This window comes from Archangium violaceum, from assembly GCF_016887565.1.
In the GTDB taxonomy this organism is placed as follows: domain Bacteria; phylum Myxococcota; class Myxococcia; order Myxococcales; family Myxococcaceae; genus Archangium; species Archangium violaceum_B.
The window spans coordinates 5,140,923-5,166,737 of sequence record NZ_CP069396.1 but is presented as its reverse complement, the minus strand read 5'-3'; the positions used below and the strand labels follow the sequence as shown (position 1 = coordinate 5,166,737).

At 69.8% G+C, this 25,815-nt stretch carries 13 protein-coding genes; 12 read left to right on the top strand and 1 reads right to left on the bottom strand.

The features are described 5' to 3' along the window. Positions 1-190 precede the first annotated feature (190 nt). From JRI60_RS21140 to JRI60_RS21100, 9 genes are all read left to right on the top strand, one after another. The gene (locus tag JRI60_RS21140) at positions 191-832 is read left to right on the top strand and encodes a GTP cyclohydrolase II (protein WP_204227653.1); all 642 of its coding nucleotides are present in this window, start codon (positions 191-193) and stop codon (positions 830-832) included. Positions 833-855: 23 nt separating this feature from the next. Further along, positions 856-2,580: a WD40 repeat domain-containing protein gene (locus JRI60_RS21135; RefSeq protein ID WP_204227652.1), complete on the top strand. Its 1,725-nt coding sequence runs from the start codon at positions 856-858 to the stop codon at positions 2,578-2,580. Beyond that, complete coding sequence (ribD, locus tag JRI60_RS21130) at positions 2,577-3,902, top strand: bifunctional diaminohydroxyphosphoribosylaminopyrimidine deaminase/5-amino-6-(5-phosphoribosylamino)uracil reductase RibD (protein WP_204227651.1); 1,326 nt, start codon at positions 2,577-2,579, stop codon at positions 3,900-3,902. Before JRI60_RS21135 ends, ribD begins: the two co-directional genes overlap by 4 nt. Positions 3,903-3,932: 30 nt before the next feature. Next, positions 3,933-4,871 carry a formylglycine-generating enzyme family protein gene (locus JRI60_RS21125; protein WP_204227650.1) on the top strand — a complete coding sequence of 313 codons (939 nt, stop codon included), beginning with the start codon at positions 3,933-3,935 and terminating at the stop codon, positions 4,869-4,871. Between the two features lie 104 nt (positions 4,872-4,975). Beyond that, positions 4,976-15,613 (top strand): non-ribosomal peptide synthetase/type I polyketide synthase, encoded by a 10,638-nt coding sequence (locus JRI60_RS21120; protein WP_204227649.1) that lies wholly within the window; start codon positions 4,976-4,978, stop codon positions 15,611-15,613. Further along, positions 15,610-17,250 (top strand): cyclic peptide export ABC transporter, encoded by a 1,641-nt coding sequence (locus JRI60_RS21115; protein WP_204227648.1) that lies wholly within the window; start codon positions 15,610-15,612, stop codon positions 17,248-17,250. The genes JRI60_RS21120 and JRI60_RS21115 overlap by 4 nt, the downstream gene beginning before the upstream one ends. Positions 17,251-17,298: 48 nt before the next feature. Next, entirely contained in the window at positions 17,299-18,588 is a 1,290-nt protein-coding gene (locus tag JRI60_RS21110) for a GTPase family protein (protein ID WP_204227647.1), read from the top strand. Between the two features lie 313 nt (positions 18,589-18,901). Further along, the gene (locus tag JRI60_RS21105) at positions 18,902-19,537 is read left to right on the top strand and encodes a TetR/AcrR family transcriptional regulator (protein ID WP_204227646.1); all 636 of its coding nucleotides are present in this window, start codon (positions 18,902-18,904) and stop codon (positions 19,535-19,537) included. An 11-nt stretch (positions 19,538-19,548) separates the two neighbouring features. Next, the gene (locus JRI60_RS21100) at positions 19,549-20,466 is read left to right on the top strand and encodes a sterol desaturase family protein (protein ID WP_204227645.1); all 918 of its coding nucleotides are present in this window, start codon (positions 19,549-19,551) and stop codon (positions 20,464-20,466) included. Here the strand turns inward: JRI60_RS21100 and JRI60_RS21095 are convergent. After that, the gene (locus tag JRI60_RS21095) at positions 20,386-21,444 is read right to left on the bottom strand and encodes a hypothetical protein (protein ID WP_204227644.1); all 1,059 of its coding nucleotides are present in this window, start codon (positions 21,442-21,444) and stop codon (positions 20,386-20,388) included. The two genes, JRI60_RS21100 and JRI60_RS21095, sit on opposite strands and share 81 nt — an antisense overlap. 218 nt (positions 21,445-21,662) lie before the next feature. Between JRI60_RS21095 and JRI60_RS21090 the strand changes: the two genes are divergently transcribed. From JRI60_RS21090 to JRI60_RS21080, 3 genes are all read left to right on the top strand, one after another. Beyond that, positions 21,663-23,441, top strand: coding sequence for a hypothetical protein (locus JRI60_RS21090; RefSeq protein ID WP_239470642.1), 1,779 nt, complete (start codon positions 21,663-21,665; stop codon positions 23,439-23,441). Positions 23,442-23,504: 63 nt separating this feature from the next. Then, a complete protein-coding gene (locus tag JRI60_RS21085; RefSeq protein WP_204227642.1) occupies positions 23,505-24,599 on the top strand; it encodes a Gfo/Idh/MocA family protein in 1,095 nt (364 codons plus the stop codon). 44 nt (positions 24,600-24,643) lie between these two features. After that, on the top strand, positions 24,644-25,792 hold the full coding sequence (locus tag JRI60_RS21080) for a Gfo/Idh/MocA family protein (protein WP_204227641.1): 1,149 nt from the start codon (positions 24,644-24,646) through the stop codon (positions 25,790-25,792). Positions 25,793-25,815 lie beyond the last annotated feature (23 nt).

Here is a 25,815-nt window from a genome sequence, read left to right as displayed (position 1 = left end):
CTTCGTTGGGGTGGTGGTGGCTGCTCGGCGCGCTGGTCAGCCAGCAAGGGAACCATTTCCCGGGAATTGTCTCGCTCGGGACCGCCGCGGCCGCATCACACCCCCCCGGACCCTCACTCACTCCGCACAGCCCTGGTGAATTCCTGGGCACGCCAGAGCGCACCGCTCGAGTCTCTCCTTCTGGAATCCCATGTCCATACAGCCACAACCCATCCCACAACCCGTCGATGCCAACCCCTCCGTCACGGTGAGGAGGAACGTCCCCATCCCCATTCTCGATGGGTACGCCAGGGGCGTCTTCTATACCTTTCACAATCTGTCCGACGGCAAGGAGCACATCGTGGTGGAGCTGGGCCCGAAGGAGCCCGGCCGCGTGCCCCTGGTCAGGCTCCACTCCGAGTGCATGACCGGGGATGTCTTCGGCTCACAGCGCTGCGACTGCGGTGCGCAGTTGCGCGAGGCACTCTTCCGGCTCAACTCCGAGGGCGGCTATCTCGTCTACCTGCGCCAGGAAGGAAGGGGAATCGGGCTCTACGCCAAGATGGACGCCTACCACCTCCAGTCGCTGGGGATGGACACCTTCGAGGCCAACCGGAGCCTCGACTTCGAGGACGACCTGCGCAGCTACGCCTGCGCCGCCGACATGCTCAACGCGCTCGGCGTCAACCACATCCGGCTGCTCTCCAACAACCCGGACAAGGCGGCCCAGCTCACCGCGCATGGCATCTCGGTCGTGGACCTGGTTCCGACCGGCCTCTACCTGACGGCCCACAACGAGCGCTACCTGCGAGCCAAGGTCTCTCGCACCCATCACAACCTCAAGCTTCGCTGACATCCAGAAAGGCAGACACTTCCATGAGACACATCGGCCCCATCAGCGGCATCTCCGCCTATCAAGACCAATACATCGCGACGGCCGGCTACGACAACCAGCTCATCCTCTGGGATGGCCACAGCCGGACCGCCATCGCCCGCGCGAACCATGACCATCTGGCCAACCAGTGTTCCTTCAGCCCCTGTGGCCGTTACCTGGTCAGCTCGAGCAGCGACCATACGGCGCGTATCTGGGAGCTCCCCTACTTGAAGCTGCACGCCGTCCTCGCCGACCACGAGGACGACGTCGAGATGTCCGCTTTCAACGAGCGCGGAGACCGGGTGGCGACCTGCTCCCGGGATCACACCGTGCGCGTGTTCTCGCTCGATGGCCGGCTGCGCGCCGAGATGCACGGGCACCAATCGGATGTGATCTCCGTGAGCTGGGAGCGCGGCGATAGCCAGCTGCTCTCCAGCAGCGACGATGGGACGATCCGACGGTGGAACGCGGAGACCGGCGAGCTCCTCGAGACCATCGACCTGGGCAGTGTCGAAACCGACACCATCGCCATCGCCGAGGACGGGGCGGTGTTCGCCGGCAATGACAACGGCGAAATCCTCATCATCCGCCCAGAGGGCATCACCCGTGTCACGGCCCACGCCGCCGGCATCAAGCGGCTGGTCTACGACCAGCGGCGGTTGATCAGCCTGAGCTACGACCGCAACGTGATGATCTGGTCCTATCGACAGGACGGCACGCTGCGGCGCATCCGCGTCTCCGAGTTCCCCAGCATCGTCTGGCCCCGCTCCTGCGCCTTCTTCGGCCCCACGAAGCTCGCCTTCGGCACCTTCGGGTCGACCTACGCGCTCTACGACTACGCCAGCGACACGTGGGACACGGGCGGCATCGCCCCCGACATCAGCCTGAACGCGGTGGCGCACGCGCATGGTTCCACCTACGCCATCGGAGACGCGGGCGTGGCCTACAAGGACGGCCAGCCCATCAGCACGCCCGGAAGCCTGTGCAACTTCCTGCTGCCGTTCGGCCGTGCCGTCCTCACCGGCGGCCAGATGGGCAGGGTCTTCGACGCGGTGAGCGGCGAGCTGCGCCACCAACACCGCTCTCCCCTCAACTGCGGGGCCACCTTCGTCAAGGACGGCATCCCCCATGCCGTCATCGGCGCCTATACCGGCGAGGGGCTCGTCTTCCGCTACGAGGGCGAATCCATCGTCCACGTGGCCACCGTGCCCCTGCACGACAACGCCATCAAGGGCCTCGCCTGCTCGCGCACCGTCCTCTTCTCGGTGTGCGCCACCGGGGCCGCCGCCATGCACCGGCTCTCGGATTTCAGCCTCATGCGCGAGTTCGACAAGGCCCATGACCGGATCGCCAATGGTTGTGCCGCGCTTCCCGATGGCCGCTTCGTCAGCATCAGCCGGGATCGCAAGCTCCGGATCTGGACCGACGGCCATGCGGAGGTCTTCCCCTCTCCGCACCGCCACTCCATCAAGTGCGTCGCCACGTCCCCGGACGGGCGGTGGATCGCCACCGGGGACTACGCCGGCTCCATCGGCCTCTTCGATGTCGAGCACCACCGCTGGGTGCTCGTCACGCGCCCGACGGCGGCGGGAATCTCCTCGCTCGCGGCGGCGCCCGAGCCGGGCCAGTTCACCGCCAGCTGCTACGACGGACACCTCTACCCGGTGAGGGCTCCGTCCCCGGTGAGGAAGACCGCCACTCCACCCCTCATGGAGGCGCATCCGTGATCTCCTTGCGAAGGGGCTTTGGTAGCGGGGGGCTGTTCTCCCGCACACTGCCGGACCCGCTCCAGTACGGGACCGAGCCGGTGGAGCGGCCCTCTCGGGAAGATGACGCGTACTGGATGCGGCTCGCGCTGGAGCGGGCCATGTCCGCCTGTGGCCGTAGCAACCCGAACCCCACGGTGGGTTGTGTGATCGTCAAGGAGGGCCGCGTCCTCGCGGAGGGAGCGACCGAGGTCCATGGCGGGCGGCATGCCGAGCGGGTCGCCATCGACAGCGTGGCGGACCGCTCGCGGCTCCGCGGCGCGACGCTCTACGTGACGCTGGAGCCCTGCTCCCATACGGGCCGGCAGCCACCGTGCGTGGACCTGGTGGAGAGCTGCGGCTTCGCCCGCTGCGTCATCGGGCTGGTGGATCCCAACCCCCTGGTCGCCGGTGGCGGACTGCGCCGCCTGCGCCGGGCCGGCGTGGAGCTCCGCTTTGGAGTGCTGCGCGACGAGCTGATCGCCTGGCACCTGCCCTTCCTGTTCTGGCACCTCGCCAGTCGCCCCCTGATGGCCGCCAAGTGGGCCCAGACACTCGATGGCCAGCTCGCCTACGACAGCGGTCGCTCCCAATGGATCTCCGGCCCCGAGTCCCGCGCCTATACCCACTGGCTCCGCCAGAAATACGACGCCATCCTCGTGGGCGCGGGCACGGTGCTGGCCGATCACCCCGCCCTCACGGTGCGCTCGTGCCAAGGACCGCATCATCGTCAGCCCATCCGCCTGCTCTTCGATCCGAACGCGCGCATCCTCTCCTGCCCCGAGGAGCAATGGCGGACGTTGCTCCAGCGCACCTTCACCGCGGAGACGCCCACCGTCCTGCTGGTGGACGAAGCAGCGCTCACGGAAGCCCGGCGCGAGCGGCTCCAGGCCCGTGGCCTCGAGCAGGTCCACCTGGTACCGCTCCCAGCGGGAGCCTCGACGGTGGCCCGCCTGTACGCGGCCCTGGAGGATCCCCTCCTGGCCGAGCGGGTGAGCCGGCCCCTCCACAGCATCATGGTGGAAGGGGGTCCACGTCTGCTCTCCGCCCTGGCCGAAGCCGGCCTGCTGGATCTGGCCCATGTCTTCACGGCACCAACCATCGGAGGGGGCCTCCGGTACCGTCTGGGCCTCTCCGCTCCCGATGGCACGGGCCTCCGGCTGCATCCCTTCGCTCACGCCCGCCTGGGTGATGATCTGCTGACCGAATACCTGCTCCCCTCCACGAGCAAGCTGCTGGAGGGCCTGGACTCCATTCCCGCCGTCATGGAGCTCCAGGAGGAGCCCGCTTGCGCCAACGTCTGAAGACAGACAGCTTCCTTCCAGGAGACGTCCATGTCTGGCTTTTCCCCGCTCGAGGACTACGTCCCACCCACCGCGGAGGATCTGTCCGCGGAGCTCCGATCGCTCCGGGGGCTGGACGTGGAGAGGCTCGCGGTGCTCGCCGAGGAGCCCTCCGAACGGCTGGAGCGGAGACTGGCCTCGGGGCTCCTGCTGGGCTTGTCTGGCGATCCCCGCATCCGGGTGTTCGACCCGCCCATGGTCGACATCCCGGCGGGGGTCGCGACGATCGGCGTCGAGCCCTCCCGCCTCGATGCCCTTCAGGAAGAATACGACTGGCTTGGCGTCCAACGTGAGTGGCTCGAGAAGGAATCCCCGCGCTTCCAGGTCGAGCTCCGCTCCTTCCGCCTCGGCCGGTATCCGGTCACCAACCTGGAGTTCATCGCGTTCTTGAAGGAGAACCCACTCGGCGAGCTGCCCTCCTCCTGGAGCTTCGGGCGCGTGGGCTTCGCCGCGGCCAACCAGCCGGTCCACACCCTCTCGCCCCGGGCCGCGGAGGCCTACGCGGCATGGCTCTCCTCACGAACCGGCCGACGCTTCCGCCTGCCCACCGAGTTCGAATGGGAATATGCCGCCTCCGGGCCAGAGGCTCGCAGCTTCCCCTGGGGGGAACGCTTCTCGGAGGACCTGGCCAACACCCGCGAGGCGGGTCTGCTCTCGGCAACGCCCGTCGGCATCTTCCCCGGGGGCCGCTCCCCCTTCGGGGCCCTCGACATGGCCGGCAATGTCGAGGAGTACGTCGCCGACGAGTACCGGCCCTACCCTGGCGGAAGACTCATCGAGGACGAGATCCTCCAGAAGCTCGGCCGCTATCGCATCACCCGCGGGGGCGCCTTCGACAAGTTCCAGGATCTGGCGCGCTGCCACCGCCGGCACGGTCCCGTCCCCGACTCGTCCAGCGTCATCGGGTTCCGCCTGGCCGAGGACCCCTGACGTCCAGGGACACCGGCCTCCATCACAAACAGAGAGGCCTCCACTCATACCGGAGAGCCGCGTCCCAGGGGCCGAGTGAGTCCCGCTCGCGGCAAGGACCTCTCATGACTTCTTCCGTTTCCAGTCCCCAGAACGCGACGCTCTTCGAGCTCCTCGAGACCAGGGCTTCCCTCCAGGCCGGACAGAGCCTCTTCAGGTTCATCGAGGATGGTGAGGGAGAGGAGGCCGTCCTCACCTACGACCAGCTGGCCCAACGCGCGCGGCGGATCGGCGCGGCGTTGCAGCAGAGCGCCACCATGGGAGAGCGTGCCATGCTGCTCTACCCGCCTGGATTGGATTACATCGCCGGCTTCTTCGGATGCCTCGCCGCTGGCGTGGTCGCCGTTCCGGCCTATCCGCCAGATCCCTCCCGGCTCGGGCGGACCCTGCCCACCCTGCGCGCCATCATCCAGGACGCCCAGGCCCACGTGGTCCTCACCACCTCGGCCATCCTGTCCATGGCCGAGTTCCTCTTCGAGCAGGCCCCCGAGTTGAAAGCGCTGCGCTGGGTGGCGACGGACACGCTGGAGGAGGGCTCGGAAGCCACCTGGCGGCGGCCAGAGCTGAAGCCAGACACGCTCGCCTTCCTCCAATACACGTCCGGATCCACGGGCACGCCCAAGGGGGTGATGCTCGACCACTCCAACCTGCTGCACAACCTGTCGATGATCTCCCGCGCCTTCCAGCTGCGCGAGGGGAGCTCCGCGGTCATCTGGCTGCCGCCCTACCACGACATGGGGCTCATCGGCGGCATCCTGGGCTCCCTCCACGGGGGAATCTCCACCACGTTGATGTCCCCGCTCACCTTCCTGCGGCGCCCGATGCTGTGGCTGGAGACCCTCTCGCGCACGGGGGCCTCCTTCAGCGGCGGCCCCAACTTCGCCTTCGAGCTGTGCGTGCGCAAGAGCACCCCCGAGGAGCGGCGGGCCGTGGATCTGAGCCGCTGGGAGCTGGCCTTCTGCGGCGCCGAGCCCGTCCGCCCGGAGTCGCTCGAGCGGTTCGTCGAGGCCTTCGCGCCCTCGGGCTTCCGCCCGGAGTCCTTCTATCCCTGCTACGGCCTCGCGGAGGGCACCCTGTTCGCCTCGGGCGGGAACGCGGGTGCCGCGCCGAAGCTCCTCGCGCTCGATCCGCTGGCGATGCAGGAGGGGCGCGCCGTACCGGCGCCGGGACAGGTGGGCGCGCGAACGCTGGTCGCTTGTGGCAAGGCCCCCGCGGAGCAGCGGCTCGTCATCGTCGATACCTCATCGCGGCGGCCGTGCGCCCCGGACCAGGTGGGGGAGATCTGGCTCTCGGGTCCGAGCGTCGCCCGGGGGTACTGGCACAAACCCGAGGAGACGGAGCAGACCTTCCGGGCGCACCTCGCGGATGGGCAGGGCCCCTTCCTGCGCACGGGCGATCTGGGCTTCCTGTCCCCGGACGGCGAGCTGTTCATCACCGGCCGGAGCAAGGACGTGCTCATCTTCCGCGGGAGGAACCACTACCCGCAGGATCTCGAGCTGACGGCGGAGCGGAGCCACCCGGCCCTGCGCCCGGGTTGCGGCGCGGCCTTCTCCATCGGTGAGGAGGGCGAGGAGCGGCTCGTGCTCGTGCAGGAGCTGGACACCCGCATTGGCGCCGAGCCCGACGAGGTGGTCGCGGCCCTGCGCGGCGCGATCGCCCGCGAGCATGGCCTGCAGCTCCATGCCGTCGCCCTGATTCCTCCCGGGAGCATCTTCAAGACGTCCAGTGGGAAGATCCGCCGCGGGAGCTGCAAGGCGGCCTTCCTGGAGGACCGGCTGGAGGCCGTGCACCTCTGGCGCCTGGAGCAACCGGCCGCGCCCGCTCCAGCACCCGAGCCCGCGTCCCCAGGGACCGAAGCCCCTCCGCGCACACCCGGCCGCCGTGAAGGGGAGCTCCAGGCCTGGCTGGTCGTGGCGCTCGCCCAGGCCACCCAGACGCGGCCCGAGAGCATCGACATCCGCCAGCCTTTCGCCCAGTACGGCCTGGACTCCATCGCGGGAGTCCAGCTCACCGGCGAGCTGGAGCGGTGGCTGGGGCGCAAGCTGCCGGACACGCTCGTCTGGGATCATCCGACCATCGAGGCGCTGGCGCGTCACCTCGCCGGGTCGGAGGCTCCATCCTCAAAGGCCGACGTGCTCTCAACGGGCGCGGAGGAGCCCATCGCCGTGGTCGGCATCGGCTGCCGCTTCCCGGGAGCCGGTGACGTGGAATCCTTCTGGCGGCTGCTGCGGGAGGGACGGGATGCCATCCGTGAAATCCCTCCCGAGCGGTGGAACTGGCGCGACTACTACGAGCCGACCGCCGGCACGCCCGGCAAGATGAACACCCGCTGGGGCGGCTTCCTGGAGGACATCGACTCCTTCGATCCCGCCTTCTTCAACATCTCTCCGCGCGAGGCGGCCCGGATGGATCCTCAGCAACGTCTCCTGCTGGAGGTCACCTGGGAGGCGCTCGAGGACGCGGGACAGCCTCCCGAGGGGCTCGCGGGCACGAAGGCCGGCGTCTTCATCGGCATCTCCAGCAACGACTACGGTCTGCTCCAGCTCTCCTCGGACATCTGGGCCGATGCCTACGCGGGCACCGGCAACGCGCTCAGCATCGCGGCCAACCGCATCTCCTATCTCCTCGACCTGCGGGGGCCGAGTCTCGCGGTCGACACCGCCTGCTCCTCGTCGCTCGTCGCGCTGCACCTGGCCTGCCGCAGCCTGCGGGCGGGAGAGTCCACCGTGGCGCTCGCCGGGGGCGTGAACGTCCTGCTCTCCCCGGAGATCTCCTCCAACTTCAGCCAGGGCGGTTTCCTCGCACCCGATGGCCGCTGCAAGCCCTTCGACGCGAGCGCCAATGGGTACACCCGGAGCGAGGGCGCGGGCGTCGTCGTCCTCAAGCCCCTGTCGCGAGCGCTGGCGGATGGAGATCGCATCTACGCGCTCATTCGCGGCAGCGCGGTGAATCAGGACGGCCGCTCCAACGGGCTCACTGCCCCCAACCGGCAGGCCCAGGAGTCCGTGCTGCGCGAGGCCTACCAGCGCGCGGGCATCTCCCCCGGCCAGGTGCGGTACGTGGAGGCTCACGGAACGGGCACCGCGCTGGGAGACCCCATCGAGGTGGAGGCACTGGGCGCCGTCCTGGCCTCGGGCCGCGAGCCGGGCAACACCTGCGCGCTCGGGTCGGTCAAGAGCAACATCGGGCACCTCGAGCCGGCCGCTGGCATCGCCGGGCTGATCAAGGTCTCCCTCGCGCTCCACCACCGGGAGCTCCCCGCCTCCCTTCACTTCCACGAGCCGAACCCGAGGATCCCCTTCGAGCGGCTGCCGCTCCGAGTCCAGCAACGGCTCGAGCCCTGGCCCGGGCCGGAGGGAGAAGAGGCCTTCGCCGGAGTGAGCGCCTTCGGTTTCGGCGGCACCAACGCGCACGTGGTGTTGCAGGGCCCCCCTCCTCAGGCGCGGAGGCCGGTGGACCGGACCGGCACCGGGGGAAGGGCCACCTCCTCCCGGGCCAGGCTGCTGCCGCTGTCGGCCCGGAGCCCGGAGGCGCTGCGCGCACTGGCCCAGCGTTACCTGGAGCTGACCGGGTCCGAGGACGCTCCCGCGCTGCTGGAGCGCATCTGCTACACGGCCAGCGCCCGGCGCGGTCATCACTCCCACCGGGTGGCCCTTCCCTTCCAGAGCGTCTCGGAGCTGAAGGATGCACTGCGCGCCTTCCTGTCCGGAGTGGACGGGACGGGGCCTCGGACGGACCGGGTCGCCGCTGGAGCGCTGCCCGGGCTCGTGTTCGTGTTCGCTGGCCAAGGCCCCCGTTGGGCGGGAGTCGGCCCGGGGCTGATGGAACAGGAGCCCGTGTTCCGGGAGGTCCTCGAGCAGTGCGACGCGATCCTGCGCCCCCTGACGGGCTGGTCGCTGCTCGACGAGCTGCGAGCGGAGGAGGGGCGCTCACGTCTCGATGAGGCGGAGATCGCCCAGCCGGCGCTCGTCGCCCTTCAGGTGGGGCTCGCCGCGCTCTGGCGCTCCTGGGGAATCGAGCCCGAGGCGGTGGTGGGGCACAGCGCCGGAGAGATCGCGGCGGCCCACGTCGCCGGGGCCTTGAGCCTGTCCCAGGCGCTCCACCTCGCCTGGCACCGGGGCCGCATCACGCAGCGGGCTCCGGCGGGCGGAAGGATGGCGCTGGTGCGGCTCTCCGCGGCCGACACCGCGCTCGCCCTGCGAGGCTACGAGGGACGGCTGTGGATCGCCGCTCACAACGGACCCACCTCCACCGTGGTGTCGGGCGAGGCCCGGGCGATCGAGGAGCTCGTGGTTGGACTCGAACAGCGTCAAATCGACGCGCGGCCACTGTCCGCGGTCGGGTACGCCTCGCACTGCCCCTGGATGGAGCCGCCGCGCGTGGAGCTGGAGGCGTCCCTCGCGGAGCTCCGCCCACGAGCGACCTCCCTGCCGATGATCTCGACAGTCACCGGACTTCCCGTGGAAGGCACGAGCCTCACCGCGGAGTACTGGGGCCGGCAGCTCCGCGAGCCCGTACTGTTCGCGCCCGCCATCGAGCACCTGCTCCAGCAAGGCCATGCGCGCTTCGTGGAAGTGGGCCCCCATCCAATGCTGGGCACCGAAGTCACGCGTCTGCTCGATGGGCACGCTCGCACGGGCCTCGTCGTGGCCTCGCTCCGCCGCGGCCAGGACGAACGGTCCACCCTGCTGTCCTCACTCGGGGCGCTCTACGTCGGGGGACAGGACGTGCGGTGGAGCGCTCTCTTCCCATCGGACACCGGCCTCGTCCGCGTGCCCACCTATCCCTGGCAGCGCGAGCGGTGCTGGCTGGATTTCCAGGGGACACGCGCGCGTGCCGTGCAAGACACGCGAGAGGGGGCTCCAGCTGACTGGTTCCACGAGCTCCAGTGGCAGCCGGCCTCCGCCGCCGCGACCGGGCAGGAGCCGGCGGCCACGCGCTGGCTCATCTTCGCCGACAGCCAGGGCCTGGGGGCGGAGCTGTCCCTGTCCCTGCGGCAGAGAGGCGCGCGGGCCGACCTCGTCTCCCTCGACGAAACCCCCGCGCATCCCGAGGCGCTCCGGCGGTTGCTCGAGCGGATGTTGGCCGGCGAAGACCCATCCGATGTCCGGTTGATCTACCTCCGGGGGCTCGATGGCGCCTTCACGGAGGAGAGTGATGCGGCCTCCCTTCAGCAGGCGCTGGAGCGGGGGCCCTGGCCCGTCGTTCCCCTCGTCCAGGCATTGCTGGAGCCGGCGCCGTGGCGGGGCTCGCTCCGGCTGTGGTTGGTGACCCGCGGCGCGCAGGCCGTTGGGAGCACGTCCCAGGCAGTGGAGCCCCTCCAGGCCATGCTCTGGGGTCTGGGCCGCACCCTGGCCCTGGAGCATCCGGAGCTCTGGGGCGGGCTGGTGGATCTGGATCCCTCGGCGCCACGAGAGGAACAGGTGCGACAGCTGGCGGGGTGGCTCGGTGCCTCCGGCGGGGAGACGCAGGCCGCCATCCGCCAGGGCCAGCCGTACGTCGCGCGTCTGGCGCGCATGCGGATGCCCGCGAAGCCCGGCTCCCCGCCGCCGCTCCGGCCGGACGCGAGCTACCTGCTCACGGGAGGGCTCGGGGGACTCGGCGGGCGCGTCGCGCGCTGGCTGGTCGAGCACGGTGCACGCCGGCTCATCCTCATGGGCCGCACGCGGCTGCCACCGCGCTCCACGTGGCGCGAGGTGGATCCCGACACAGACCTGGGGGGGATGATCCGCACGGTGCGCGAGCTGGAGTCACTGGGCGCCAGCATCCACCTCGCGGCCGTGGACGTGGCCGACGAGGCGGCGCTGCGGGCGTACCTGGAGGAGTTCCAGCTCGAGGGCTGGCCGGAGATCCGAGGCGTGGTCCACGCGGCGGGCGTCCTCGCAGACCAGTCCCTGTCCCAGCTCGACACCCGGACCTGGGACGAGGTGCTGCGACCCAAGGTGATGGGGGGCTGGCTCCTCCACCGGATGTTCGCTCAGAGGAGCCTGGACTTCTTCGTGTCCTTCTCCTCGGCGGCCTCGCTCCTGGGTTCTCCCGGACAGGCCTCCTACGGCGCGGCGAATGCCTTCCTGGATGCACTGGCGCACCATCGCCAGGCCCGGGGCCTGCCCGGCCAGAGCCTCAACTGGGGCCCCTGGAGCGACGTGGGACTGGCGGCCCGCCCCGACAGGGGTGGACGGCTCGCGCTCTGGGGCGTGGAGAGTCTCGCCCCCGGCCGGGCGGTGGAGGCCCTGGGGCCCGCGCTCGCCTCGCGTGCCGCCCAGGTGGGAGTGATGGACGTGCGGTGGCCGATGCTGCGACAGGTGATGGGAGCGCGCGGAGTGCCGCCGTTCCTCTCCCAGGTGGTGGCGGAACCGGAGCCACGGGAAGCCGTCCAGGCGGACGCTCCCGTTCCGGACGCCCCGCGGGCCCGTGAGGAGCTCCTGGCCCTCGACGAGGCCGGACGCCGGAGCACGGTGGAGGCATTCCTTCGTGGCGCGGCGGCCTCGGTGCTCGGCGTGGCACCGTCCCGGATCAGCGCGGACGAGCCGCTCACCTCGCTGGGCTTCGACTCCATCATGGCCCTGGAGCTGCGCAACCGGATTCAAGCGCGTTGGTCGCTCACGCTCCCCATCGTGGCGCTGGTGCGCGCTCCCTCGCTGGCCGGTATCACGGAGGCGGTACTCGAATCGCTCCCCTCGGGAGAAGCACGTCCCCAGGAGGAGAAGCCTTCCACCGGGGAGGAGCACCCGCACGAGGCGCGCTTCCCCCTGTCCTCCGCCCAGCAACGGGTATGGCTGCTGGAGCAGTTCCAACCGGGAAGCTCCATCTACAACGTCGCCCACGCCCTCCTACTCGAGGGAGCGCTCGATGTCCCCGCGCTCGAACGAAGCCTGAACGAGATCGTCTGCCGCCATGACGTGCTGCGGACGACCTTCCATGTCGAGGACGGGCTGCCGTTCCAACGCATCGCCCCGGAGCGCATCCAGACCCTGGACGTGGTGGACTCGAGCGGGCTGCCCGAGGCCGCGCTCGAAGCGGAGGTGGCCCGGCGCTCCGAGGAGGAGGCCCGGCGGCCCTTCGCCCTCGACCAGGGCCCGTTGCTGCGCACCACCCTGCTGCGCCTGGATGAGCGGCGGCACGTCCTGCTGCTGACGATGCACCACATCATCTCGGATGGCTGGTCGCTCGGCGTCCTCCTGCGCGAGGTGGCGGCGCTCTACGAGGCCTTCCACGGGGGCCGGCCCTCTCCGCTGCCAGCGTTGCCCCTGAGGTTCGCCGACCACGTGAGCCAGGAGCGGAAGTGGCTGGAGAGCGAGGCGCTGGAAGCACAGCTCGGGTACTGGCGGCGGCAGCTCGCGGAAGTGCCTTCGGCGCTGGATCTGCCCACGGATCGACCGCGCCCCGCCATGCAGTCGTTCAAGGGAGCCCTCCACTTCTTCGACCTGCCCGCGCCGCTGTCCCAGGAGCTCCAGGCCCTGGCGGAGCGTGAGGGCGCTACCCCCTACATGGTGCTGCTGGCGGCCTTCCAGACGCTGCTGCACCGCTACTCCGGCCAGGAGGACCTGTGCGTCGGCTCGCCCATCGCCGCCCGCGGCCGGGCCGAGCTGGAGGGCCTCATCGGCATGTTCGTCAACACCCTCGTCCTGAGGACGCGGCTCTCCGGGGACCTCCATTTCCGCGAGCTGCTCGGCCGTGTGCGCGAGGTGGCCCTGGAGGCCTATGCCCACCAGGACGTGCCCTTCGAGAAGCTGGTGGAGGTCCTCCAGCCCACCCGCGACCCGAGTCGCGCTCCGCTGTGCCAGGTGATGCTGGTGCTGCGCAACATGCCGCTGCCAGCGATGGAGCTGCCGGGGCTGAGGCTCTCCGCGCGCGAGGTGGACACCGGCACGGCGATGTTCGACCTGACACTCGTCCTGGAACAGACGCCGGGCGGCCTGCGCGGCACGTTCAACTACGACACCGCCCTCTTCGATGCCTCCACGGTGGCGCGCATGGCTGGCCATTTCCGCCACCTGCTGGAAGCCATCGTCTCGGAGCCCGGCGCGCGCCTGTCCGAGCTGTCACTGCTCTCCGCGGATGAGCGCCGCCAGGTGCTCGTGGGGTGGAGCGGCACCTCCGCCGACTTCCCGCGCGAGGCCACCCTCCACCAGCTCATCGAGGCGCAGGTGGCCCGTACTCCCGAGGCCCCGGCGCTCTGCTTCGAGGGCTCCTGGCTCACCTACCACCAGCTCGACGAGCGCGCCAACCAGTTCGCCTGGTACCTGCGCTCGCTCGGCGTCGGTCCCGAGGTCCGCGTCGCGGTGCGTGTCGAGCGCTCGCTCGACATGGTTGTAGCCCTGCTGGCCATCCTCAAGGCGGGCGGCGCGTACGTCCCGATCGATCCGCACCTGCCCTCCTCGCGCCAGGACTTCCTCCTCCAGGACTCGCGAGCCTCCGTCGTCCTCACCCAGCGGCACCTGCGCTCTACCCTGCCCGCCTTCTCCGGCACCACGCTGTGCCTGGATGAAGACGTGCCCGAGGTACGCGGCCAGCCCACGCACGCGCCGCCCTCGGGCGTCACCGCGGACAACCTCGCCTACGTCATCTACACCTCCGGCTCCACCGGCATGCCCAAGGGCTCGCTCATCACCCACCACTCCCTTGCGAACATGGTGACGGTGGAGAAGCACGCCTACGGGATAGGGCCCGGCAGCCGCATGCTCCAGTTCGCCAGCATCAACTTCGACCTGTCGGTGGAGGAGATCTTCACCACCCTGGCCGCGGGAGGCACGCTGCAACTGCTGAGGCCCGACCAGGTCGTGGCCGGCCCCGAGCTCAACACACTGCTGCGCGAGGCCTCCATCACCCATGTCAGCGTCACCCCGGGCGTGCTGGCGGCCACTCCCAGCGAGAACCTGCCCGCCCTGAGCACCGTCATCGTCGGCGGTGAGGCGTGCACGGCCGAGCTGGTGTCCCGGTGGGCGCCGGGCCGTACCTTCTTCAACACCTACGGCCTCACGGAGACCACGGTGGTCAGCACGCTGCACGCGTGCACCGCGGATGGCCGCGCGCCGCCCATCGGCCGTCCCTTGCCCAACGTCGACGTGTACGTGCTGGACGAGAACCAGCGGCCCGTCCCCGTGGGCGTGCCCGGTGAGCTGTGCATCGGTGGCCTGAGCCTGGCCCGTGGCTACCTCAACCGCCCGGACCTCACCGCCGAGCGCTTCCTCCCCAATCCCTTCAGCGCCACTCCCGGCGGGCGCCTCTACCGCACCGGCGACAAGGTGCGCTGGCGGACCGATGGCTCGCTGGACTACCTGGGCCGCATCGACTTCCAGGTGAAGCTGCGCGGCTACCGCATCGAGCTGGGGGAGATCGAGTCCGTCGTCGCCCAGTACCCGGCGGTGCGCGAGGCCACGGTGGTGGCCCGCGAGGACGTGCCCGGCGACAAGCGCCTGGTGGCCTACGTCGTGGCGCGTGAGGGACACACCCTCGAAGTCCCCGCCCTGCGCGCCTTCCTCGGGGACAAGCTGCCCAAGTACATGGTTCCCTCGGCCTTCGTCGCGCTGCCCACCCTGCCCCTCAACTCCAACGGCAAGGTCGATCGACGGGCGCTTCCCGCTCCGGATGGCGCCGAGTGGAAGGAGTCCTTCGTCGCCCCGCGCAACGCGTTGGAACAGCGGCTCGCCCGCATGTGGGAGGAACTGCTGGGAGTTCGTCCGGTGGGCGTGCGAAGCAACTTCTTCGAGCTGGGAGGGCACTCCCTGCTGGCCATGAGGTTGCAGGCCCGCCTCCGGGAGGAGACCGGGAAGACGGTGCCCGTGGCGGCCTTGTTCCAGGCACCGACGGTGGAGGAACTGGCGGCATGGCTCGGGCAGTCCTCCAACCCCGCGTCCGCGCTGGTGCCCTTGAAGGCGGATGGCTCCCGGCGGCCGTTCTTCTGCGTCCACCCGGTGGGCGGCAGCGTCCTGGCCTACAACGATCTGGCCCGGCTGCTCGCGCCGGAACAGCCGCTCTATGGTCTGCAGGCGCCAGGGCTGGAGGGCGAGTGCGAGCCACTGGCCTCCATCGAGGAGCTGGCTGCCTTCCACCTCGAGGCGGTGCGCTCGGTGCAGCCGGCCGGGCCCTACCTGCTGGGGGGCTGGTCCCTGGGAGGCGTCGTGGCCTTCGAGATGGCCCGCCAGCTCGAACAACGGGGGGAGCGGGTGGCGCTCCTGGCCCTCTTCGACTCGAGTGCCCCGGTGCTCGAGGCGGCACCTCACGAGACGGACCCCGGGCGAATGATGAAGCTCTTCGCCGAGGGAGTGATGCGGGTGGTCACGGCCCAGTCAGGCATTCAAGAACCGATTCCGGAGCTGGAGCCGGAGGCGTTGCTGCGCTGGCTCCTGGGAGTCGTCCAGCGCGGCCAGGTGCTCGGTCCCGAGGTGGGGCTCGAGAAGCTGCGCGCCCTGTACCGCGTCTTCGAGCACAACCATCTCGCCTACGGGCGATACGAGCCCAAGCCCTATGGGGGCTCGGTCACGTTGCTCCGGGCCAGCCAGTCTCCGGCGGGCGTGGAGGCATCGCCGGACCTCGGCTGGGGCGCGGTGGCACGAGGTGGAATCGAGCAGCACGTGCTTCCGGGGGATCACAACTTCTTCCTGCGCTACCCGGCGGTCCAGGGAGTGGCGGAGCGGCTCGGGGCGTGCCTGGAACGGGCACAGGCCGCGGATGACCAGGTCCAGGAGGAGACGCGATGAAGCTCCTCGCCCTGTTGATGCGGGAGTCCCGGGTGGCCGTCCTGCTGGTGGTGTTCTTCGGGCTCGTCTCCGGAGCCGCCAGCGGGGCGTTGCTCTGGCTGATCAACGGCGTGCTCACGCACAGCACGCCCCCGGGCTTCCCGGTGGTGCCCGGCTTCGTGGCCTGCGGGCTGGTCGCGCTGCTGGCGCGAATCGCCTCCCAGTTCCTGCTGGGCCGGGTCCAGTTCGGCGCGGTGTTCGCACTCCGCGCCAGGCTCTGCCGTCAGCTCCTGGGAATCCCGCTGCGTCACCTGGAGGAGATGGGCACGCACCGGCTGACGGCCATGCTCGTGGATGACATCCGTGCGCTGAGCGACTGCCTGGGAGTGCTTCCCTTCATCCTGGTCAGCCTGGCGATCGGCGCCGGCTGTCTCGTCGTCCTGGCCGGGCTGTCGTGGCCCCTCTTCCTCGTCATGTCGGGCTTCCTGGCGTTCGGCGTGCTGAGCTATTGGCTGCCGTCCGCCTGGGCCCGCAAGCTGTTGTTCCACGCGCGAGACCGGCAGGACTCGCTCTTCAAACATCTGCGCGGTCTCATCGAGGGCATCAAGGAGCTGAAGCTGCACCCGGGCCGGCGCGAGGCCTTCCTCACCGAGTGCCTGGAGCCCAGTGCCCGGGACGTGAAGCGCCTGTCCACGCGCAGCCATCAGCTCTACTCCGCCAGCGGGAGCTGGGGGCTGTTCCTGTACTTCGCCTTCATCGGGCTGCTGCTGTTCGTCCTGCCGAGGTTCCAGGAGCTCGACTCGCGCGTCCTGGTGGGGTACGTCCTCACGATCCTCTACCTCCAGGAACCGTTGAACCTGGTGCTGAGCAACCTCCGTTTCCTGGGGCAGGGGAACGTCGCGTTGCGGAAGCTCCAGCTGTTGCCGGAGCTGGACCCGGGCGCGGAGCCGACGGCCCCGCTGGAGCCCGAGCCCCGTGGCTTCACTCGGCTGGAGCTGGTGGGGGTCACTCACACGTACTACCGGGAGCAGGAGGACACTCCCTTCACCCTCGGTCCCATCCACCTGACCTTGAGGCCGGGTGAGCTGGTCTTCCTGGTGGGAGGCAATGGGAGCGGGAAGACCACGCTGGCCAAGCTGCTCACGGGGCTCTACCTCCCGGAAGACGGAGAGATCCTCCTGGATGGAGTCCCTGTCGTCACCGGGGCGCAACGGGCGCGCTATCGCCAGCTCTTCTCCACGGTGTTCTCCGACTTCTACCTGTTCGAGAGCCTGCTGGGCCTGGCCAGGACCCGCTCGCGCGAGCAGGTCCAGGGATACCTGTCGCGGCTGCAGCTCGATCACAAGGTGCGGATCAGCGAGGACGGGGTGCTCTCCACCACCGCGCTCTCTCAGGGGCAGCGCAAGCGGCTCGCCCTGCTCGTGGCCTACCTGGAGGACCGCCCCGTCTACGTGTTCGACGAGTGGGCGGCGGATCAGGATCCCACCTTCCGGAACATCTTCTACCGGGAGCTGCTGCCGGACCTGAAACGCAAGGGCAAGGCGGTCCTCGTCATCACTCACGACGACCGTTATTTCCCGGTGGCCGACCGCCTCCTCCACCTGATGTCCGGCAGGCTCGTCCAACCCGTGGAGAGCAGTGCGTCGGCCCCCGCTTGAGCCGCGCCCTCCCCCGTATGGTATGGCCATACCCGAAGGGGAACCCCCATGGCCCAAACGAACGAGCCGACGTTCCAGGAGATCGCCGAGACGATCCGCCGCCTGGAGGAGCTGCTGGACCGCGTCCCGGATCCGCTCGCCCGCGACATCCGCCAGAAGATCGCCCACCTGCGCGCCCTCCTGCTCGAACAGCGCTCGCCCAACCTCGTCCTCGTGGGCCGCCGCGGCTCCGGCAAGTCCTCCCTCATCAACGCCCTCTTCGGCGCCCGCGTCGCCGAGGTCGGTCACGTCAAGGCACAGACCGGCCGCGGGCGCTGGTTCGATGTCCACGGCGAGCTCGGCACCCTCTCCATCCTCGACACCCGCGGCATCCAGGAGGGCTCCCGCCCCGAGGAGGCCGATGAGGCCGATACCCCCCTCGACTCCATCCTCGACGAGGTCCGCCGCAAGGCCCCCGACGCCCTCCTCTTCCTCGTCAAGTCCACCGAGGTCGATGCCGCCATCGACGCCGACCTGGATGTGCTCGCGCAGATCGTCTCCGCCGTCGAGCAGGCCCACGGCTCCCGCCCTCCCCTCCTCGCCGTCGCCACCCACTGCGACCTGCTCGAGCCCAAGCGCACCGACCTCCACCACCCCGACTCCCAGGACCCCTCCGACCTCCAGGAGAAGCTCCGCCACGTCGAGGCCGTCGAGCGTCAGCTGCGCGAGAAGATCCGCTCCCGCGATGAGCTGCGCGGCGAGCTCGTCACCGTCATGGGCGTCTCCTCCTACCTGTCCTGGCGCCCCGATGGGACCATCCGCTCCGACGAGCGATGGAGGCTGGGCGAGCTCGCCCAGGTCCTCTTTCGCGAGCTTCCCGAACAGGGCCGGCTCGTCCTCGCCCGTGTGACTCGCGTCCGCGCCCTCCAGGAGGAGCTCGCCAACGCCCTCACCCGCGCCATGGCCTCCCTCTGCATGGGCCTCGCCGTCGTCCCCATCCCCATCGCCGACATCATCCCCATCACCTCCGCACAGGTCAGCCTCATCGTCGGCATCGCGTGGATCTCCGGCCGACAGCTGGACCTCAAGGCCTCCACCGAGTTCCTCGCCGCCCTCGGCGTCAACGTCGGCGCCGCCTTCGCTCTTCGCGAGGCCGCTCGCGCTCTCATCAAGTTCGTTTTTCCTGGCGCGGGGAGTGTCGTCTCCGGGGCTGTTGCCTTCGCCGGGACTCTCGCCATCGGGGCTGCGGCGCGGGCCTTCTTTCTGCGTGGTGTTTCGGCCGAGGAGGCTCGGAACCTGTTCCAGTCCACTCGCGCTTCCGCCGAGGCTCATCCGGACCGGGCTCTGACCGACGGGTGAGGCACGGCGGGGAGGACGGGGGTACTTACCCTCACCCTAGCCCTCTCCCAGAGGGAGAGGGGACCTACACAATGGCCAATCAAGTCAGACCCTCTCCCTCTGGGAGAGGGACGGGGTGAGGGTATGGGGAGCACTCGGGTTGCCCCCGTGCGCTGTCACACGAGTGAGGGCACTGGAAGGAATACCCTCACCCTGACCCTCTCCCAGAGGGAGAGGGGTTGGTTGCTCGGTCTCCTCTCGGGAGACGGGGGTATTCCATTTAGTGAGTGACTGGTCACTTTCTTTTTAAAGCGCCGACCGGTACACTCCTCGTATGTCTGAGTTCTCCTCGACGGCCGCTCCCCGCGCCCGACGCACCCAGCAGGAACGGCGGGACTCCACCCGCCTCAAGCTGCTCGAGGCCACCGTCGAGTGTCTCGTCGAGCTCGGCTACGCCCAGGCGACCACCATCGCCATCGCCCAGCGCGCCGGCATCTCCCAGGGCGCCCTGTTCAAGCACTTCCCCACCAAGGCCGAGCTACTCGCCGCCGCCGTCGCCCACCTCTTCCCCAGGCTCATCTCCGAGTACCGCGACGGTCTCGACGCCATCCCCAATCCGGACCGCGTCTCCCTGGCCATCGAGCGCCTGTGGTCCATCTACCAGCGCCCCGAGCTGATCGCCGCCCTCGAGCTGTACATCGCCGCGCGCACCGACGCGGAGCTCGCCTCGGCCCTCGGATCCGTGGACCCGCCCCACCGCCGCCACCTCCACCAGGTCGCTCGCGAGCTCTTCCCCGGCGCCGCCTCCTCCCACCCCGACTTCGACGCCACCATCGAGCTCATCCTCAACGCCGTCCAGGGTGCCGCCGTCGGCGGCGTCGCCCTCCCCGCCAATCCCGATCACCGCCAGATGCTCGCCCTCCTCACCCAGCTCGCTCGCCGCACCCTCTCCTCTCCACCCCAGCCCTAGCGAGTCCCACCATGGCTGACCTTCCTTCCTTCGATCCCACCCAGCTCGCCACTCCGGCGTTCATCCTCTTGATGGTCATCGAGAGCGTCTGGCTCGCACGCCACCGCGAGGAAGGTCTCGTGGGCTACGCCGTCAAGGACACCGCGGCCAGCCTCACCATGGGCACCGTCTACTCCCTCATCTACATGCTCTGGAAAGGCGTCGAGTACGCCTTCTACCTCGCCCTCTACGAGCTCTCCCCCTTCAAGCTCGGCACCGGCGTGCTCACCTGGGTGGCGCTCTTCTTCGCCGAGGACCTCTGCTACTACTGGTTCCACCGCGTCCATCACGAGTCCCGCTTCTTCTGGGCCTCGCACGTGGTGCACCACTCCAGCCAGCACTACAACCTCTCCACCGCCCTGCGGCAGACGTGGACCCCCATGACGGGTCTGCTCTTCTGGGCACCCCTCGCCCTGCTCGGCTTCCACCCCGCCCTCATCCTCACCCAGCACGCCCTCAGCCTGCTCTACCAGTTCTGGATCCACACCGAGTCCATCGGCCGCATGGGTCCGCTCGAGTGGGTGCTCAACACGCCCTCGCACCACCGCGTCCACCACGGCTCCAACCCGCGCTACCTGGATCGCAACTACGCCGGCATCCTCATCATCTGGGACCGGCTCTTCGGCACCTTCCAGCCCGAGGACGAGCGCCCCGTCTACGGCCTCACCAAGAACATCCAGACGTACAACCCCGTGCGCATCGCCTTCCACGAGTACGCCGCCATCGTCCGCGACGTGCTCCGCCCCAACCCGCTGCGCGTCCGTCTCGGCCTCGTCTTCCGCAACCCCGCCTGGAAGCCGCCGGAGGCCTCAGTCGCGACAGCAGGCGATGGCGCCATCCTGCGAGCGGAAGAAGGCGGTCGTCAGCTCCCGTCCCACCCAGGCGCATAGCACCTCGTACGTCCGCCGCCGCGCGCCTCCCACGCGCGCGGGCTCGCGGATCAGCGTCTCCGGGTGCCGGATGAAGACGTTGTAGCCCAGGATGCACCCGTCCGAGCGCAGCACCGTGATTCCATCCGTGGCCATCATCCCCCGCAGCAGCTGCGCCGCCGAGCTCACCGCCGACGCCGCCTCCACGTCCGGGCTCTCGTGGTAGCGCATCACCCGCGCCACCATGTCGATCGGCTCCTCCAGCAACACCCCATCCACGAACAGAGGCGAGCCCGTGCTCCTCCTGGGCAACACCGCCACCAGCGTGCCGTGCGAGGCCTGCATCGCCTCGAAGAGCACCCGCCGGTAGAAGTCCCGCGTCAGGCTCCTCGCCGGCTCCTTCAGGTCCGACGTCAGCCCCAGCGCCAGCTCGTCCATGGCCACCGTGGGCAGCGTCACCTCCGCCCTCGCGCCGGACAGGAAGACGTGCCGGTACAGGCCTCCCATCCCCCTCAGCTCGATGATGTTCTCCGCCAGTTGCAGCACGCCCACCAGGCGCAGCGAGCGATCTCCGGCCCTCCGCATCCGCTCCAGCGGCGTCTCCACCAGCGGGAAGGGATCCGTCCGGAAGATGCCGTAGGCGAAGCCCTCCGGCACCAGCAGCATGTACAGCGACCACCACCGTCCCTGGCCCAAGGGCGCGCACTGCTTGAGCGCCCGCTGGATCGTCTCCCGCGTCCGAGGGCCCTTCCCGATCGCGACCGGATCCCTCCCGCCCAGCACCCGCAGCATCCCCTCCAGGTCGTCTCCCATGAACGCCACCGGGAAGAGCGGCTCGCCCTCCTCGCGGTAGCGCGACAGCGTCACCATGAGCTCGCTGAGTGGATCCCCCACCTGCTCGGGACCCAACCCGACCTCATTGAGGAAGGAACAGACCGCGTCCGACAGCAGGTGCCGGAAGGACAGGACCGGGGACTCTCCCGGAGCCAGATTGCTCATGGATGTCTCCAGTCTCCCCCAGATCCAGCCATTCGTGCAGCCCCCATAACCTGGGTCGGCTGGTTCCTCCTTCCGGATTAGCGCGCCTGATATCCCTTCCGTTTGACTGATTGCCGGAATCTAAGAAAAATAGGAGTAACAGGTCTCTTCCCCCCCCCGAGGTACAGGTGAGCAATCGGAGCGCGATCGCGGTCGTGGTGGAAGGTGGCTCACCGAGCATGCTGCCAGCCAGAGCCATCGAGGTGGACGCCGGCGTGGCCCTGCCCGTGGCCTTCGGTGGCCTGCGGAAGATCCTCCAGGCCTGCGAGGACGCGGCGCCCGAGGCCGTGCGCCCCCTGGCGCGGCAGCGGCCCTCCGAGTGGAACCGCCTCTTCCCCGGCTCCATCCAGGGCGCCCCGGATCTCACCGACCTGGCCCTCACCCCCTCCGAGCGCCGGCTCCACCGCGAGTCGGAGGAGATCTTCTGGATCCTCAACCTCGCGGCGCGCGCCATCGTGGAGACGCTGCGGGTGAGTGGCCGGCCGCTCGTCATCCACGGGGCCGGAGAGTGCGATCTCGTCAGCCTGCGCGCGGTGATGCGCGCGGCCGAGTGGGGCCGGCTGGAGCAGCTCGAGGGCCGCATCCTGCTCACCGGCTGGAATGTGCGCCGGCCGCACTACGCCGCCTGCTTCGAGGAGCGGCGCCGGGCCTTCCTCGACTCGCTCTGCGAGCGGATGCGCACCGCGCGCCCCGGCGGCGGCGTGGGCCCCGTGTCCGGCCGGGCGCTGGAGCCGGCCGTGGACCTCGAGGGCCGCTACCTGCGCCATGTGGTGGACGACGAGGCGCCCCTCGAGCACCGCATCGCCGCGGCCGTGCTCGCCATCCGCGGCTGCTTCTTCACCACCAACTACGAGGGCGCCCTGCTCGCCGCCGAGCGGGGACTGGCGCTGCTCGATGCCGCGGGTGACGCGCTCGCCCCCGCGCGGGTGCTCGAGGGCTGGGACGCGCTCGACACGGGCTTCACCACGCCGGCCATCGAGATCGACCGGACGAGCCTGGGGGACGCGGAGGAGTTGCGCGTGCTCTTCGAGCGCGGCATCGGCGTGGTGCACGTCTTCACCGGCCAGCACGACGAGGCGCTGGAGGCCTTCGGCCGGGGCCTGGAGCGCCGGGCGCCCCCGGAGCGGCTCGCGCACCTGCACATGTTCCGCGCCCTCACCCGCACCAAGCGCCTGGCGCAGATGCCCGATGCCCGCGCCGAGGTGGAAGCCGGGCTGAAGCTGCTGGAGGGCACCCGGGAGACCGGGCTGCGCTTGCTCCACGAGGCCTGGCTGCGCAACGTCTACGCGCTCACGTACTTCCTGGAGAAGAAGCTCGACCTGGCGCAGGAGCAGGAGAAGCTGGCCATGCGCTGCGTGGGAGACCTGCACGACGCGAGCGCCACGCACCTGAAGATCAACCTCATCTCCAACGCCAGCTATCTTCAGGAGACGGCGCGCAACTACCCGGCCTCCATCGCCATCTGGCGGCGCTTCGAGAAGATCAGCGAGAACTGGGGCGCGAACTTCGCCAAGCACCACCGCTACCGGCTGGCCGCGCTGCAGATGGCCAACGGCGAGCGCGAGGCCGCGGTGAGCAGCTACACCGAGGCCTACGAGTGCGCCGGGCAGCTGGGAGACCCCCTGCACCAGCAGGTGATCGCCGCCGACCTGGGGCTGCACCTGCTGGACGCGCAGCCGGCCACCGCCGCACAGTGGTTCTCGCGGGCGGCGGAGCACGGGCGGGTCACCGGAGATCCGCTCCGGGTGGCGCAGAGCCTCGCCGGCCAGGTGCTGGCCGAGGGCAGCCGGGACTGGACCGAGGCCCTGCGCTGCGCCAACGCGAGCACCACCACCCCGGCCGAGACGGAACCCCTGGTGCAGGCACTCTCTCGCGGTGATGCAGAGGCCGTGCGCAAGGCACTACCCCGCGCTCGCAGCAAGCTCAACCGCCCCTTCGACGCGGTGAACTTGTACTGAGGGTGTTGGACCTCCGATCTTTGCTGTCTCAACGGGGGCCCCTGTCATAGCGTTCCGGGAAGCATGCGGAACACCATTCGCTGGGGCATCCTCGGAACGGGTTGGATCGCGGGGCTCTTCGCGCGCGGGCTGCGGGAGCTTCCCGACGCCCGGCTGGTCGCGGTGGGCTCGCGCTCGCGCCAGAGCGCCGACGCCTTCGCCCGCGAGCACGGGGCCACGCGCGCCCATGCCTCCTACGAGGAGTTGGTGCGCGACGCCGAGGTGGACGTCGTCTACGTGGCCACGACCAACAACGCGCACCGGGACAACTGCCTGCTGGCGCTCGAGCACGGCAAGCCCGTGCTGTGCGAGAAGCCCTTCACCCTGGACGCCGCCGAGGCCTCCGCCGTCGTCGAGGCGGCCCGGGCGCGAGGGCTGTTCTGCATGGAGGGCATGTGGATGCACTGCGTGCCCGTGATGCGCGAGTTGGAGTCGCTGGTGCGCGCGGGGGCCATCGGTGACGTGCGCATGCTCACCGCGCAGCTCGGCTTCCCCGTGGAGTTCGACGCACGGCACCGCCTCTTCGATCTGGCGCTCGGCGGCGGCGCGCTGCTGGACCTGGGCGTCTACCCGCTGGCCCTCGCGTTGCGGCTGATGGGCAGTCCCACGCGCATCTCCAGCCAGGCGGTGCTCGGGAAGACGGGGGTGGACGAGCAATGCACCATCCTCCTCGAGTTTCCCGAGGGTCGGCAGGCGGCGATCACCACCAGCATCCGCAACCGCACGCCCAACGACGCGACCCTGATGGGCACGGACGGGATGATCCACCTCCACGAGCCCATCTACCGTCCGGAGACACTGTCGCTGGTGCGCGCGGCCCGGCAGGGCGGTGCGCGCACGGCCTCACGGGTGCGAGGATACGCGGAGCGGCTCGGACTGGAGCGACTCGCGCAGCACCCGCGGGTGCGCGACGTGCGCGAGCTCCTCCAGCTCGCGAGGACCCAGCGGGTGACGCGCCGGGTGCTCGGCAACGGCTACGCGCACGAGGCCCTCGAGGTCATGCGCTGCCTGCGAGAGGGGCTGAAGGAGAGCCCGCTGATGCCGCTCGACGAGTCCTTGGAACTGATGAGAACGGTGGATGCCATCCGCCGTGAATGGGCGCGCCAGGGCCGGGAGTAGAGGCGCACCGAAGCAGGGGGGATGCCCCAGGGGATGAAGGAGACATGCGTATCGCCATCGTCGGCACGGGCTACGTCGCCGACTACTACCTGAAGACGTTGTCCAATCACCCACGCTTGCAACTGGTGGGCGTCATGGACCGGGATGGAGCCCGTGCCGAGCGCTTCGCACGCTTCCACCACGTGCCCCGGGTGTACCGCACCTACGAGGAGCTCCTCGCGGATGAGCGCGTGGAGTGCGTGGTGAACCTCACCAACCCGGGCAGCCACTACACGCTGACGAAGGCGGCCCTGGAGGCCGGCAAGCACGTCTACTCGGAGAAGCCGCTGGCCATGGAGATGCCGCTGGCCGAGGAGCTGGTGGCGCTCGCCGAGTCGCGGGGGCTCCAGCTCGCGAGCGCGCCGTGCAACCTGCTCAGTGAGACGGCGCAGACGCTGTGGAAGGCACTGCGCGAGGAGCGCATCGGCCAGGTGCGGCTGGTGTACGCGGAGCTGGACGACGGGCCCATCCACCTGATGAAGCCCGAGCGGTGGCGCAGCGACTCGGGCAACCCGTGGCCGTTGAAGGACGAGTACGAGGTCGGCTGCACGCTGGCGCACGCGGGCTACTACATCACCTGGATGGTGGCCTTCTTCGGCCCGGCCGTGCGCGTCACGTCCTTCTCCACCGTGCTCACGCCGGACAAGGGCCAGGAGGTGGAGCGGCAGACACCGGACTTCAGCGTGGCCTGTATCGAGTTCGCGTCCGGCACGGTGGCGAGGCTCACGCACAGCATCTACGCGCCCTATGACCACGGGCTGCGAATCATCGGAGACAGGGGCATTCTGAGCACGGAGGAGTGCTGGCTCTACGGCTCGCCGGTGTACCTGCGGAGGCGCGACGCGCTCGGGTTGAAGGCGGAGAAGAACCCGCTGAAGGCGAAGCTGCTGGGGCTGGGCCCCGAGAAACTGCCCCTGGTGCCCGGTCCTGGCCAGCCCCGCGCGGCGAGGAAGGCCAACGTCATGGATGTGTCGCGAGGCATCGCCGAGGTGGCCGAGGCCGTGGATCAGGGGCGCCCGTGCCGGCTGTCCCCGCGGTTCGCGCTGCACGTGAACGAGGTCACCCTCGCCATCCAGCACCCGGTGGAGCCCGGTACCCCGAGGAAGATGACGACGACCTGCGGCCCCATCGCGCCGATGCCGTGGGCGCTGTAGGCCGCGACACGGCCGCGTCCCAC

Excerpts from the sequence above, each read along its gene's own strand:
- JRI60_RS21080 (WP_204227641.1), top strand. The coding sequence starts at position 24,644 with ATGCGTATCGCCATCGTCGGCACGGGCTACGTCGCCGACTACTACCTG.
- JRI60_RS21090 (WP_239470642.1), top strand. The coding sequence starts at position 21,663 with ATGCTGCCAGCCAGAGCCATCGAGGTGGACGCCGGCGTGGCCCTGCCC.
- JRI60_RS21105 (WP_204227646.1), top strand. The coding sequence starts at position 18,902 with ATGTCTGAGTTCTCCTCGACGGCCGCTCCCCGCGCCCGACGCACCCAG.
- JRI60_RS21125 (WP_204227650.1), top strand. The coding sequence starts at position 3,933 with ATGTCTGGCTTTTCCCCGCTCGAGGACTACGTCCCACCCACCGCGGAG.
- JRI60_RS21135 (WP_204227652.1), top strand. The coding sequence starts at position 856 with ATGAGACACATCGGCCCCATCAGCGGCATCTCCGCCTATCAAGACCAA.
- JRI60_RS21115 (WP_204227648.1), top strand. The coding sequence starts at position 15,610 with ATGAAGCTCCTCGCCCTGTTGATGCGGGAGTCCCGGGTGGCCGTCCTG.
- JRI60_RS21085 (WP_204227642.1), top strand. The coding sequence starts at position 23,505 with ATGCGGAACACCATTCGCTGGGGCATCCTCGGAACGGGTTGGATCGCG.
- JRI60_RS21095 (WP_204227644.1), bottom strand. The coding sequence starts at position 21,444 with ATGAGCAATCTGGCTCCGGGAGAGTCCCCGGTCCTGTCCTTCCGGCAC.
- JRI60_RS21100 (WP_204227645.1), top strand. The coding sequence starts at position 19,549 with ATGGCTGACCTTCCTTCCTTCGATCCCACCCAGCTCGCCACTCCGGCG.
- JRI60_RS21120 (WP_204227649.1), top strand. The coding sequence starts at position 4,976 with ATGACTTCTTCCGTTTCCAGTCCCCAGAACGCGACGCTCTTCGAGCTC.
- JRI60_RS21110 (WP_204227647.1), top strand. The coding sequence starts at position 17,299 with ATGGCCCAAACGAACGAGCCGACGTTCCAGGAGATCGCCGAGACGATC.
- JRI60_RS21140 (WP_204227653.1), top strand. The coding sequence starts at position 191 with ATGTCCATACAGCCACAACCCATCCCACAACCCGTCGATGCCAACCCC.